The 13147-nt window shown below is 38.9% G+C and carries 10 protein-coding genes, 8 tRNA genes and 2 rRNA genes (1 of these 20 cut by a window edge); all 20 read left to right on the top strand.

Translation table 11 applies throughout. From position 1 onward, the window contains the following. A 23S ribosomal RNA gene (locus tag NSS81_RS13110) occupies window positions 1-564 on the top strand (it extends 2374 nt beyond the left edge of the window). Window positions 565-692: 128 nt separating this feature from the next. Further along, window positions 693-809 (top strand): 5S ribosomal RNA (rrf, locus tag NSS81_RS13115). A gap of 150 nt (window positions 810-959) precedes the next feature. Then, window positions 960-1034 (top strand) — tRNA-Asn (locus tag NSS81_RS13120). A gap of 25 nt (window positions 1035-1059) precedes the next feature. Continuing rightward, window positions 1060-1132, top strand: a tRNA-Thr gene (locus NSS81_RS13125). 21 nt (window positions 1133-1153) lie between these two features. Further along, window positions 1154-1228, top strand: a tRNA-Glu gene (locus NSS81_RS13130). Window positions 1229-1267: 39 nt separating this feature from the next. Next, window positions 1268-1343: transfer RNA gene (locus NSS81_RS13135), tRNA-Val, on the top strand. A gap of 37 nt (window positions 1344-1380) precedes the next feature. Further along, window positions 1381-1456, top strand: a tRNA-Thr gene (locus NSS81_RS13140). A 74-nt stretch (window positions 1457-1530) separates the two neighbouring features. Further along, window positions 1531-1615, top strand: a tRNA-Tyr gene (locus NSS81_RS13145). Window positions 1616-1662: 47 nt separating this feature from the next. Continuing rightward, window positions 1663-1737 (top strand) — tRNA-Gln (locus NSS81_RS13150). A 5-nt stretch (window positions 1738-1742) separates the two neighbouring features. After that, window positions 1743-1815 (top strand) — tRNA-Lys (locus NSS81_RS13155). Between the two features lie 612 nt (window positions 1816-2427). After that, the gene (rocF, locus tag NSS81_RS13160; protein ID WP_342429174.1) at window positions 2428-3324 is read left to right on the top strand and encodes an arginase; all 897 of its coding nucleotides are present in this window, start codon (window positions 2428-2430) and stop codon (window positions 3322-3324) included. 298 nt (window positions 3325-3622) lie between these two features. Further along, a complete protein-coding gene (gene sigW / locus NSS81_RS13165; protein WP_342429175.1) occupies window positions 3623-4186 on the top strand; it encodes an RNA polymerase sigma factor SigW in 564 nt (187 codons plus the stop codon). Between the two features lie 16 nt (window positions 4187-4202). Then, on the top strand, window positions 4203-4829 hold the full coding sequence (locus NSS81_RS13170) for an anti-sigma factor (protein ID WP_342429176.1): 627 nt from the start codon (window positions 4203-4205) through the stop codon (window positions 4827-4829). 141 nt (window positions 4830-4970) lie between these two features. Continuing rightward, window positions 4971-5798, top strand: a complete 828-nt coding sequence (gene cdaA / locus NSS81_RS13175; protein WP_342429177.1) for a diadenylate cyclase CdaA — start codon at window positions 4971-4973, stop codon at window positions 5796-5798. After that, window positions 5791-7020, top strand: coding sequence for a CdaR family protein (locus NSS81_RS13180; RefSeq protein ID WP_342429178.1), 1230 nt, complete (start codon window positions 5791-5793; stop codon window positions 7018-7020). Before cdaA ends, NSS81_RS13180 begins: the two co-directional genes overlap by 8 nt. A gap of 37 nt (window positions 7021-7057) precedes the next feature. After that, on the top strand, window positions 7058-8407 hold the full coding sequence (glmM, locus tag NSS81_RS13185; protein ID WP_342429179.1) for a phosphoglucosamine mutase: 1350 nt from the start codon (window positions 7058-7060) through the stop codon (window positions 8405-8407). Between the two features lie 470 nt (window positions 8408-8877). After that, the gene (gene glmS / locus NSS81_RS13190; RefSeq protein WP_342429180.1) at window positions 8878-10680 is read left to right on the top strand and encodes a glutamine--fructose-6-phosphate transaminase (isomerizing); all 1803 of its coding nucleotides are present in this window, start codon (window positions 8878-8880) and stop codon (window positions 10678-10680) included. Between the two features lie 376 nt (window positions 10681-11056). Next, a complete protein-coding gene (locus NSS81_RS13195) occupies window positions 11057-11797 on the top strand; it encodes an SDR family NAD(P)-dependent oxidoreductase (protein ID WP_342429181.1) in 741 nt (246 codons plus the stop codon). A gap of 480 nt (window positions 11798-12277) precedes the next feature. Next, window positions 12278-12925: a cupin domain-containing protein gene (locus tag NSS81_RS13200; protein ID WP_342429182.1), complete on the top strand. Its 648-nt coding sequence runs from the start codon at window positions 12278-12280 to the stop codon at window positions 12923-12925. Between the two features lie 34 nt (window positions 12926-12959). After that, complete coding sequence (locus NSS81_RS13205; RefSeq protein ID WP_342429183.1) at window positions 12960-13082, top strand: hypothetical protein; 123 nt, start codon at window positions 12960-12962, stop codon at window positions 13080-13082. Window positions 13083-13147: the final 65 nt, after the last annotated feature.

The raw sequence follows: 13147 nt of genomic DNA on the forward strand, positions 1-13147 counted from the left end.
GGGAGCTTGACTGCGAGACCTACAAGTCGAGCAGGGACGAAAGTCGGGCTTAGTGATCCGGTGGTTCCGCATGGAAGGGCCATCGCTCAACGGATAAAAGCTACCCCGGGGATAACAGGCTTATCTCCCCCAAGAGTCCACATCGACGGGGAGGTTTGGCACCTCGATGTCGGCTCATCGCATCCTGGGGCTGTAGTCGGTCCCAAGGGTTGGGCTGTTCGCCCATTAAAGCGGTACGCGAGCTGGGTTCAGAACGTCGTGAGACAGTTCGGTCCCTATCCGTCGTGGGCGCAGGAAATTTGAGAGGAGCTGTCCTTAGTACGAGAGGACCGGGATGGACGCACCGCTGGTGTACCAGTTGTCTTGCCAAAGGCATCGCTGGGTAGCTATGTGCGGACGGGATAAGTGCTGAAAGCATCTAAGCATGAAGCCCCCCTCAAGATGAGATTTCCCATAGCGTCAAGCTAGTAAGAACCCTGAAAGATGATCAGGTTGATAGGTCAGAGGTGGAAGCACGGTGACGTGTGGAGCTGACTGATACTAATCGTTCGAGGACTTAACCATATTTAAAAGGCGAACTTGTTTTACTTTCTTCTTCAAGCATTATCTAGTTTTGAGGGAATGAGAATTTTTGAAATTTCCTCTTGCAAAATCTTAAAAAGACATTATAATAAATTATGTCTTATAAATAGTCTGGTAATTATGGCGAGAAGGTCACACCCGTTCCCATACCGAACACGGAAGTTAAGCTTCTCAGCGCCGATGGTAGTTGGGGCAGGCGCCCCTGTGAGAGTAGGACGTTGCCAGGCTGTTATATTGTTCCGCAGTAGCTCAGTGGTAGAGACGAGCAAAGCATCATGAATAAGCAGCGAGTTGTACACGCCGAGATGCTTCTTGCGTTACATACTGAGGCGGGGACACAAGAACATGTTAATGATTAGGAACAAATTATTAATTATTCCGCAGTAGCTCAGTGGTAGAGCTATCGGCTGTTAACCGATCGGTCGTAGGTTCGAGTCCTACCTGCGGAGCCATTTTGTTTTTTTGAAAACCAGCTATGCTTCCATAGCTCAGCAGGTAGAGCACTTCCATGGTAAGGAAGAGGTCAGCGGTTCGAATCCGCTTGGGAGCTTACCTATTTTCAAATTATATTGGCCCCTTGGTCAAGTGGTTAAGACACCTCCCTTTCACGGAGGTAACACGGGTTCGAATCCCGTAGGGGTCACCAAAGTTTATTTCGTAATACGAAAAAACTTTCATAATATGTGGAGGATTAGCTCAGCTGGGAGAGCATCTGCCTTACAAGCAGAGGGTCGGCGGTTCGAGCCCGTCATCCTCCACCATAATTTTTTCACAAGGTGAAAATAATCTTCATTTTTTGCCGGGGTAGCTCAATTGGTAGAGCAACTGACTTGTAATCAGTAGGTTGGGGGTTCAAGTCCTCTCGCCGGCACCATGCTTCTTACTTTTAGAGTTATATCTTCGGAGCACGCGAGAAATTCCTGAAGGGATTTTAAGCATTTATATTGTGGAGGGGTAGCGAAGTGGCTAAACGCGGCGGACTGTAAATCCGCTCCCTCCGGGTTCGGCGGTTCGAATCCGTCCCCCTCCACCATTCATATTTATTAAAAAAGCGGACATACTAATTCGTATATAAAATATTGGGCTATAGCCAAGCGGTAAGGCATCGCACTTTGACTGCGACATGCGTTGGTTCAAATCCAGCTAGCCCAGCCAAAAAAGAGCCATTAGCTCAGTTGGTAGAGCATCTGACTTTTAATCAGAGGGTCGAAGGTTCGAATCCTTCATGGCTCATTAATAATTGTAAAAAGACTAGAGGGATTCTTCCCTCTAGTCTTTTTTTAGGTTGTTTTCATATAAAATGCAGTTTTTGAAAGATTGAATTACTGTTTTTATAGAAGTCGACTCGTGTTCGGACCAGATTTCGATTTAAAGAGTATGCGAAATGTCTTTAATAAGGAGTATTGAGGACAAAACGTGTTCAAGGAGCAAGTGAAATGTCTTTAATAAGGAGTATTGAGGACAAAACGTGTTCAAGAAGCAAGTGAAATGTCTTTAATAAGGAGTATTGAGGACAAAACGTGTTTAAAGAGCAAGTGAAATGTCTTTAATAAGGAGTATTGAGGACAAAACGTGTTCAAGAAGCAAGTGAAATGTCTTTAATAAGGAGTATTGAGGACAAAACGTGTTTAAAGAGCAAGTGAAATGTCTTTAATAAGGAGTATTGAGGACAAAACGTGTTTAATTCACTAAACCTGGCCGAAGTTGCCTTAGGTTCGAATCTGATAGCCGTGGAATTCACGAAATATGTCTGAGGAGTGTATATATATACATAATTTTGTTGAGTTGAGTCATAGGGATGTAAGCGGTTAAAATAGAGCTAATAAGGGGCTAGGGGGAAAAGGGATGAGAAAGATTTCTATTATCGGAATGCCAATGGATCTAGGGCAAATGAGGCGCGGGGTTGATATGGGTCCAAGTGCCATCCGTTACGCTGGAATTAATGAACGCTTAAAACCGCTATTTGATGAAATCCACGACCTAGGTGATATTCCAATTGGAAGACCTGAGGTGGCTGTTGATAAGGAATCTAACTTACGTAATTTGGATTTAGTAGCTGAAAAGAGCACCTTGCTTGCTGAAAAAGTAGATGAAGTCATCCAATCAGGCTCATTTCCGCTCATTCTAGGCGGTGATCACAGTATAGCAATAGGAACACTAGCTGGAGTTTCTAAACATTATAATAATCTTGGAGTTATTTGGTATGATGCACACGGAGATTTGAATACTGCTGAAACTTCACCTTCGGGTAATATCCACGGCATGCCCTTAGCGGCGAGTATAGGCTTAGGCCATCATTTATTAACGGATATTGCAGGATACTCACCTAAAGTTAAGCCGGAGAATGTTGTCATCATTGGAGCAAGGTCACTTGATGAAGGGGAGAAGGTATTAATTAAAGAAAAAGGTTTGAAAGTTTATACGATGCATGAGATTGACCGCCTGGGAATGGCAAAGGTAATGGAAGAGACGATCCTTTATCTTAAAGATAAAACGGATGGGGTCCACTTATCTTTAGATTTAGACGGGTTAGATCCAGTTGATGCCCCTGGTGTGGGAACTCCTGTAATGGGCGGGATTAGCTACCGTGAAAGCCATCTAGCAATGGAAATGCTTGAAGAAGCAGGGATGATAACATCTGCTGAATTTGTAGAAGTAAATCCTATATTAGATGATAAGAATAAGACAGCAAAAGTTGCTGTTGAATTAATGGGATCATTATTTGGAGAAAAATTATTATAAAACAGAAAACAGCAGCTTCCTCAAGAAGCTGTTTTTATTTTTGGCCATTAAGGAAATTGTAAAATAATTTAGTGTTGAAAACTTTGAAATAGATATCTGAATCCAGCTCCACAAAATGGGAGCTACCGCCTTTTGTTCCCCCAATGTAAATTTTAATTAAATCTTTGCTCACTTTTATATCAATTTAGTAAAATTTTGTTAATATTAAAGGTATTGAGAAGTTTTTCGGTTAAGGATGAAACTTTTTTTGCTATTGATTCGTAAGAATGTATAGCCATATTGGAGCTGAGGAAGATAGATGGAAGCTATTATAAAAAAAAGAATTAAACAAGTAATCAAAGGCGATCAGGATGCATTTGGTGAGATTGTTGAAATATATAAGAACAGTATTTATCAGCTTGGTTACCGAATGCTTGGAAATCGGCATGAGGCGGAGGATATTGCACAGGAGGCTTTTATCCGTGCATATGTTAATATTAATTCATTTAATCAAGAAATGAAATTCTCCACTTGGCTTTTTCGAATAGCTACCAATTTATGTATAGATAGAATTCGGAAAAAAAAGCCTGATTATTATTTAGATGCTGAAGTTTCGGGAACCGACGGTTTAACAATGTATTCACAATTGCCATCAAGTTCACCTTTACCTGAAAATGAAGTAGAAAGTTTAGAATTGCAAGAAACGGTTCAAAAAGAAATTTTAAAACTACCCGAAAAATACAGATCTGTTATCGTATTAAAGTATATAGAAGAGCTGTCATTAAATGAAATTAGCGAAATTCTCGATATGCCGTTAGGGACTGTAAAGACACGAATCCATCGCGGTCGTGAGGCTCTGAGGAAACAATTAAGTTATGTGTGATAAGAGGTGAAACACGTTGAAGTGTCCAGAAGAAATTATTCAGCTAATGCATGACTATTTAGACGAGGAAATTGACCCAAAAGACGAACTCACTCTAAGAGAGCACCTCAAAAGTTGCAAAGACTGTGAGCTTTTATTTAACGAATTTAAAAGGACTATAGCTGTCGTAAAAGGTACATCGAGGATTCAAGCTCCTGCAAATTTTGCAGAAAATGTTATGGCTATGCTCCCGAAAGAAAAAAAGAAGGTGGGTGTTCAAAGATGGATGCGAAATCATCCACTCATTGCAGCCGCATCACTATTTCTAGTTTTAATGACGGGAAGTATTTTTTCTTCTTGGGACCAAGAAGGTGAATTTTCAGTTTCCAAACAAGAGAACCTGGTTGTACAAAATGATACTGTAATTGTTCCAGCTGGTGAGGTAGTAAAGGGAGATGTCGTTGTTCGAAATGGAAAGCTACAAATCGAAGGGGAAGTACAAGGAGATGTAACAGTAATAAATGGTGAGCAGTACTTGGCTTCCGCCGGGAATGTAACAGGTCAAATTGAAGAAGTTAATGAGGTTTTCGATTGGTTATGGTATCATATGAAAAAGACTACTCATGAGGTAGTTGATATCTTCCAAACGAAAGACAAAGAATAAAGAAGTCACTCGTAGCGGTGATTTCTTTTTTTTAAAAATGATATCTATTATATTACATATAATAAGTAGAAGTTCCTTTATGATATAATGTACTGGTTATATTATTCTTTAGGATTTTAGCGAAAATACGGAGGAATAACAATGCCGTTTGAAGATTTTACATTATGGAAGTATTTAGCCACGATAGTTGATATTCTCCTTGTGTGGTTTGTCATATACAAATTAATAAATGTTATCAGAGGTACAAAGGCGGTTCAATTATTAAAGGGTATTTTTGTTATCCTTCTTATTCGAGTTCTCAGTGAATTCTTCGGGTTGCAAACGTTAAGTTGGATGATGCATCAAGTCATAACCTACGGGTTCCTGGCTATTATCATTATTTTTCAACCAGAATTGCGTAGGGCCTTAGAACAATTAGGAAGAGGAAAGTTTTTTACTAGAAGCAGTAGTCCGGATGATGATGATCAAGAGAAGACCATAGAAGCGATAGCTAAAGCAACGGACTATATGGCGAAACGAAGAATCGGCGCCCTAATCTCAATTGAAAGGGAAACGGGGATGAGTGATTACATAGAAACTGGTATTAGTTTAAACGCAAATATCTCTTCCGAATTGCTCATCAATATTTTTATACCGAATACTCCCCTTCATGATGGGGCTGTTATCCTTCAAAAAAACAATGTGGCTGCAGCTGCTTGTTATTTACCGTTATCAGAAAGTCCGTTCATTTCTAAGGAGCTTGGAACCAGGCACAGGGCAGCCTTAGGAGTAAGCGAGGTAACAGATAGTATTACGGTCATTGTTTCCGAAGAGACGGGTAATATCTCTCTTACCAAAAATGGAGAATTGCATCGAAATCTAACATTAGATGGGTTTAAAGAGCTACTTTCTGCAGAATTGCTGATAAATAACAAAGTTAAGCAGGCTTCCTCAACGCGTTGGAACTGGAGGGGGAAAAGTAATGGATAAATTAATGGATAATGCTTGGTTTATAAAAATCCTGGCCTTACTGCTAGCTATACTTCTATATTTTTCTATTCCAAACTCAGGAAGTGAGTCAAGAGAAGTTAACGTACCTGGTGAAAATTCAACAGCAGTGATTTCTGATATTCCTGTCAAAGTTTATTATGACACTGAAAACTTAGTGGTTTCTGGGATTCCCGATACGGTTGAAGTGACGATTAAAGGGCAGCAAACCCTTGTTCAGTCGGTAAAGGCATTAAGAAACTTTGAGGTTTTTGTTAATTTGACCAATGCGAAAATTGGGAAGCAAAAGGTGAATTTTGAAATTAGGGAGCTTTCAGATAGGTTAGATGCAACAATCGATCCAGAGTCTGCCAATATTTCAATACAAGAAAAAGTTACAAAGGAATTTAGTGTAGAGGCTGAATTTAACACCGCTTTACTTGAAGAAGGATATGCAGCAGGTGATCCAACTCTGGATCCAAAAAAAGTAAAAATAACAGGTGCCAAGGATATTGTTGAAAAAATTATGTATGTAAAGGCAGCAATTGAAAGTAAAGGGGGAATCAATCAAACCTTTACCCAAGTGGCACAAATACAAGTTTTGGATAGAGAATTAAATAAATTAAGTGTAGATATTGAACCTGAAACGGTCAAAGTTACGATTCCTGTCAAGGCACAAAGTAAAAAAGTTCCCATTGAAATCATTAAAAAAGGAACGCCACCTACGGGAATAACGATAGAATCGATTAAACTAGATATTGATGAAGCAACGATTTCTGGAAATGACGAGATTTTAAAGGAAATTGAAAATGTCTTGGTTGAGGTTGATGTGAGTAAAATAACTGATAATATTACCCTAAGTTTGCCGGTAATTATCGCAAATGGAATCAAGAAGGTTACCCCAGAATTGGTAAAAGCTACGGTCAATGTTACAAAACAAGGAGAGGTAACGGTTTCTGGTATCCCCTTAAATATTCGGGGGTTATCCGAACTATATGAGGCAGTAGTCACTGACCCTGGAGATCAATTGATTGATTTGCTTGTTACTGGACAAAGTGCAAAAATAGCTGGACTAACACCAGATGATTTTATGATATTTATAGACCTCTCAGGACTTACCGAAGGAAATCATGATGTAAATATTCATGTAGAAGGTCCTTCAGATGTGAACTGGAAACCAGATAAATCATCGGCAAAAATAACATTAAAAGAAGACAACCAATAAAACACAGTAGTTTACTTGATAAGGAGCGATTTTTATAATGGGAAAATATTTTGGAACTGACGGCGTCCGTGGAGTGGCAAATAGTGAATTAACTCCTGAATTAGCCTTTAAATTAGGTCGTTTTGGCGGGTTTGTATTAACAAAGGATAAGGACAGGCCTAAAGTTCTCATCGGACGTGATACACGTGTATCTGGGCATATGCTAGAAGGTGCACTTGTTGCAGGACTACTCTCAATTGGTGCAGAGGTTATGCGATTGGGCGTCATTTCGACTCCAGGGGTTTCTTATTTGACGAAGGCGCTCGGGGCTCAAGCAGGTGTAATGATTTCTGCTTCTCATAACCCTGTTGCTGATAATGGGATTAAGTTTTTTGGACCAGATGGCTTTAAGTTATCGGATGACCAGGAGTTAGAAATTGAAGGGCTAATCGATAGACCTGATGATCAATTGCCGCGTCCAGTTGGAGCGGAACTTGGTCAAGTGATGGATTATTTTGAGGGCGGCCAAAAATACCTTCAATACTTGAAAAACTCTGTGGATGAAGATTTTTCAGGCATCCATATAGCTCTAGATTGTGCACATGGAGCCACTTCATCACTTGCTACACATTTGTTTGCAGATTTAGACGCAGATATTTCAATAATGGGAGCTTCACCTAATGGAATAAATATTAATGCTGGTGTTGGTTCGACCCATCCGGAAGCTCTTGCTGCTATGGTTAAAGACAAAGGTGCAGATGTAGGTCTTTCATTCGATGGTGATGGAGATCGATTAATTGCTATTGATGAAAAAGGAAATATTGTGGATGGCGACCAAATTATGTACATTTGCGGAAAGTATATGAAAGAACAGGGCCGTCTCAAGCATAGTACAATTGTTTCTACAGTGATGAGTAATCTTGGATTCTACAAAGGTCTGGAAGGACATGGGATTAATAGTGTACCTACGGCAGTTGGTGACCGCTACGTTGTGGAAGAAATGAAAAAAAATGGTTTTAACCTTGGTGGAGAGCAATCAGGCCATATCATCTTCTTAGATTATAATACAACGGGTGATGGTCTTTTAACCGGATTGCAATTAGTTAATATAATGAAGGCAACTAAGAAAACCTTGTCAGAACTTGCATCAGACATGATAAAATTCCCACAAAAGCTTGTGAACGTTAGAGTTACTGATAAACACCATGTAACCGATAATTTGAAGGTAAAAGAGATTATCGAGCAGGTGGAGGCTGAAATGGCTGGGAATGGACGTATACTCGTTCGACCATCTGGAACAGAACCACTTGTCCGTGTAATGGCAGAGGCACCTACAGAAGAGCTTTGTGAAACCTATGTAGATAGAATTGTTACAATAGTAAAAGCAGAAATGGAATTAAAAGAATAGCCGCTTATAATCATATGCATAAGGGAACGAAACAAGTCCTTTATGCATATTTTATTATGTATGAAAGGTATTAGAGTGGAGTTATTAACCAGGTTGTCACATGTCTGAAAGTTGTTGACGAATGTTAGACAATCAGTTAATATTAATTTGCTTTGCTTATGTAAAGCTGTTAATATTTTGGAAGGAGGATAGAGAGAGAAAATAGAATATTAAAGCGCCTGAACTAACTGAGTGGTTAGTTGACGAGGAGGAGGTTTATCGAATGTTCGGCGGATGCCTCCCGGTTGAACGCACAACCGAAAGTTCTTCTTTAAAACATCGTGGCAACGTGATGGACAAAGAGAAGAAATTGCGCATACTAAGATTAGGTTTTTTAAAGGGTATAGACAGATACCTTACTAAAACAGAGATAAGGGGGCAAGTCTGCCTCCAAAGCATTCTTGCCTCCTCCATTAGGGAGGAATAAGAAAATGTGTGGAATCGTTGGATATATTGGAAATAATGATACGAAGGAAATTTTACTAAAAGGCTTAGAAAAGCTTGAATATAGAGGGTATGACTCAGCTGGTATTGCTGTAATGAATGAAAAAGGTGTTCATGTTTTTAAAGAAAAGGGCCGGATTGCCGATTTGCGTGCAATTGTTGATGAGGATGTAATGACCAATATCGGAATTGGACATACTCGTTGGGCAACACACGGTGTACCAAGTAAAATGAATTCCCACCCACATCAAAGTGCCACTGGTCGTTTTACACTCGTTCATAACGGCGTGATTGAGAATTACGATTTGTTAAAAAGAGAATATTTAACAGGCGTAAATTTCGTAAGTGAAACAGATACGGAAGTCATTGTCCAGTTGATTGAATTATTTGTTCAGGACGGCATGGAAGTTATTGAGGCTTTCCGTAAAACACTTACCTTATTACACGGTTCTTACGCTTTAGCATTATTGGACGAACAGAACAGCGAAACCATTTATGTAGCAAAGAATAAGAGCCCGTTACTTGTGGGCTTAGGTGATGGTTTCAATGTTGTAGCCAGTGATGCGATGGCAATGATCCAAGTTACAAATCAATATGTAGAGTTAATGGATAAAGAAATGGTACTTGTTACAAAGAATGAGGTAACAATTCAAAATCTTAATGGTGAAACAATTAACCGTGCGCCATATACAGCAGAACTTGATGCAAGTGATATTGAAAAGGGGACATACCCGCATTACATGTTAAAGGAAATTGATGAGCAGCCGTTAGTGATGCGTAAAATCATTCAGATGTACCAAAATGAGCAAGGTAAACTAGCCATTGACTCAGAGATTATTTCTGCAATGAATGAGTCGGATCGTATCTATATTATTGCGGCAGGAACTTCCTACCATGCTGGTCTTGTAGGTAAGCAGTTTATTGAAAAGATGGCAAAGATTCCAGTTGAAGTTCATATTTCAAGTGAATTTGGCTATAATATGCCACTGCTTTCAGAAAAACCGCTGTTTATCTTCATTTCACAAAGCGGAGAAACGGCAGACAGCCGTGCGGTACTTGTTAATGTAAAGGAAATGGGCTATAGGACATTAACGATTACTAATGCTCCTGGATCAACACTATCCCGTGAAGCAGATTATACACTTCTATTGTTTGCTGGTCCTGAAATTGCCGTAGCGTCTACAAAGGCGTATACAGCACAGTTGGCAGTCTTAGCAATATTAGCTGAAGTAGTTGCCGAAAGTCGCAACATTTCTGTCGATTTCGATCTAGTGCAGGAACTAGGGATTGTTGCAAATGCTATGGAGGTTCTTTGTGACTCTAAAGAAATAATCGAGCATATTTCAAGAGAATTTTTAGCGGTTACACGGAATGCCTTCTTTATCGGTCGTGGGATTGACTACTATGTTGGTTTAGAAGGTGCCTTAAAGTTAAAGGAAATCTCTTACATCCAAGCAGAAGGCTTTGCTGGAGGAGAATTAAAGCATGGCACCATCGCCTTAATTGAAGAAGGTACTCCCGTGATTGCACTAGCCACCCAGGAAAGTGTAAATCTAAGCATTCGCGGTAATGTTAAAGAAGTGGTTGCCCGTGGTGCAAACCCATGCATCATTTCGATGAATGGCTTAAATATGGACGAAGACAGTTTCGTCATTCCAGAAGTACATGATTTATTAACACCGCTTATCTCTGTCATACCAATGCAATTAATTGCCTATTACGCTGCTTTGCACCGTGATTGCGACGTCGACAAACCGCGTAACCTTGCTAAATCGGTGACGGTTGAGTAAGAAGGGCGAAAGAGTTTTTCTATATTATATCTCTGTAACGGTTTTTGCCGATCAAAAATTAATACAAATTCAAGCTGAATCCAATACTAGGGTTCAGCTTTTTTCTTTATTCAATATCTCTCAATCCCTTGTCCAACATGGACTCAACCGTGCTCTCTACATCTTTCAATATCCAATCCTCACTGGAGAAAATAGACGACAGGATTAATGTCTACTCTATTATTCTGCGATGTTAGCTTAGGCATTTATATAAATGTAGAAAATATTTCACACTTAAATGAAGGATGCTATACTATAATTAAGATAAAGTTTGTTCATTATTTCACATAGTTAGGTTTATCATATTAAATTCACATTATTATGAGGAGTGTTTTAAATGCAAGGGAAAACAGCAATAATTACTGGTGGTGGAAGCGGATTCGGAAGAGAAACCGCTATAAAACTTGCTCAAAGGGGAGCAAATATTAGTGTTGTAGATATATCAAATGAACAAGGTGAAGAAACAGTAAAACTCTGTAAAGAATTAGGCACAGATGCAATTTTTGTTGAGGCAGATGTTAGTAAGGTAGAAGATGTTAAAAGATACGTATCTCAAACGGTGGAACACTTTGGAAAAATAGATTTATTTTTCAATAATGCGGGTATTTCTGGTTCAGGTGTACGCACATTAGATTGTTCAGAAGAAGAATTCGACGCAATCGTGGCTGTAAATTTAAAAGGTGCCTTTTATGGCTTGAAATATGTTGTTAATGAGATGTTAAAAACGGGTGGTGGTTCCATTGTTAATACTGCATCTTTAGGTGGTATTGTCGGAATGCCAACCTTGGGACCTTATTCAGCAACAAAACATGGAATTGTTGGATTAACAAAAACGATTGCTGGAGAATATGGAAGAGATAATATTCGAATTAATGCGATTGCTCCAGGTACTAACGAAACCCCAATGGTAAAAGCATTTCCAGCAGAAGCTATTAAAGCGATGGGTGAAGCAGTACCAATGGGTAGATTAGGTCAGCCACATGAAGTAGGAAATGTCGTTGCATTTCTACTAAGTGATGAAGCATCCTATATTCACGGAGCAGTGATTTCGATTGATGGTGGATCTGCAGCACTATAATAGTCATAGAATATTATTTGGAACTGCTGACTCCAAAAACCGTAAAGAAATGTAGTAAATGCTTATTGTACTAAAGATGCATCCTATAGTTGAATAAAGACAAATAACCAAGAAATGTATCAATAGCAGTTCTTGGTTATTTGGTTTATTCATTTTATTTAGTATTTTCATTGTAAGGCTTTCTTTCAAGCTCATACCTACACGATTCAGGAACCCCCTTCGTTCGTTGATTCCCCTTCAATATGGAGAAAGAGTCCTTTTTGTCAAAATTTTAAAATATCAGATAATGGGGTTAGGCCCATACAAATTCATCAAAATAACATATCTTACTTAGGAGAAGAATGGGTAATTTAATCAGAAAATTAAAAAAACCGATAAAAATAGGGAGGATATCTGTTTTTCAATTATTAATAAATAATAGGAAATTTTCTATGAGAAATTGTCTAGGATAATTAGAAAAGTATGGAAGGATTGATAAGAATGTACTATATCCCATATGGGTATCAAAATCAATATCGGAATCCTTATTATGTTAATGTACCTACGTATAACTATGGAACACATCCTGTTTATTTGCCTTATCCTAATGAGAAAGAGCAGGTAAACAGGTTTAATTATTTAGGCACTTCCAAAGGTTATAGAACTACCTTGCTAAAAGATTATGGGCCAAGACCATTTGCCGTTAATATTAATGAAGCATCAATTCAAAATAATACGTACCGAACTGCTTTATGGACGGGACCACATTTGCAAGTGACGTTAATGAGCATTAATGTTGGTGAAGATATTGGATTAGAAATACATCCAGATACTGATCAATTCTTACGGATTGAACAAGGTCAAGGTATAGTAAAAATGGGTAAGAATAAAAATAAATTAAACTTTGAACGAAATCTCACCGATGATTCGGCCATCATGGTACCTTCTGGAACATGGCATAATGTAATTAATACAGGAAATACTCCTTTAAAACTTTACTCGATATATGCTCCGCCTCATCATCCATTTGGTACTGTTCATATTACCAAAGAGGATGCTATGGCTGCAGAAGGAGGTCATAGGCGTGGTAATGGAAATACCGTTGTTTATGGCAGAACCCCGGATGAATGGGTACAGAGTTTTTGGTAAAGGAGGAATAGAGGATGTTAAAAGAGTAAGAAATATGACACATATTCTTCAAGAATTTATTCTATTGGGTGTACTTGTTGGGAAAGGTTATTCTCCTGAAAAAGCATATGAAACAGTAGAAGAATGGGAACGTCCAGGAGAATCCTTAATTTTTTAGCAAAGTAGAAATATGTAGAAATAGAGGAAAGAATGTCATAATGAAAGATAGGAAATGTTGGTGTC

The sequence above is a fragment of the Neobacillus sp. FSL H8-0543 genome, assembly GCF_038592905.1.
GTDB lineage: Bacteria > Bacillota > Bacilli > Bacillales > Cytobacillaceae > Neobacillus.

Bases quoted from the DNA above. Each gene is read 5' to 3' on its own strand.
- glmM (WP_342429179.1), top strand. From the start codon at position 7,058: ATGGGAAAATATTTTGGAACTGACGGCGTCCGTGGAGTGGCAAATAGT.
- cdaA (WP_342429177.1), top strand. From the start codon at position 4,971: ATGCCGTTTGAAGATTTTACATTATGGAAGTATTTAGCCACGATAGTT.
- glmS (WP_342429180.1), top strand. From the start codon at position 8,878: ATGTGTGGAATCGTTGGATATATTGGAAATAATGATACGAAGGAAATT.
- sigW (WP_342429175.1), top strand. From the start codon at position 3,623: ATGGAAGCTATTATAAAAAAAAGAATTAAACAAGTAATCAAAGGCGAT.
- NSS81_RS13195 (WP_342429181.1), top strand. From the start codon at position 11,057: ATGCAAGGGAAAACAGCAATAATTACTGGTGGTGGAAGCGGATTCGGA.
- NSS81_RS13205 (WP_342429183.1), top strand. From the start codon at position 12,960: ATGACACATATTCTTCAAGAATTTATTCTATTGGGTGTACTTGTTGGG.
- NSS81_RS13180 (WP_342429178.1), top strand. From the start codon at position 5,791: ATGGATAAATTAATGGATAATGCTTGGTTTATAAAAATCCTGGCCTTA.
- rocF (WP_342429174.1), top strand. From the start codon at position 2,428: ATGAGAAAGATTTCTATTATCGGAATGCCAATGGATCTAGGGCAAATG.
- NSS81_RS13200 (WP_342429182.1), top strand. From the start codon at position 12,278: ATGTACTATATCCCATATGGGTATCAAAATCAATATCGGAATCCTTAT.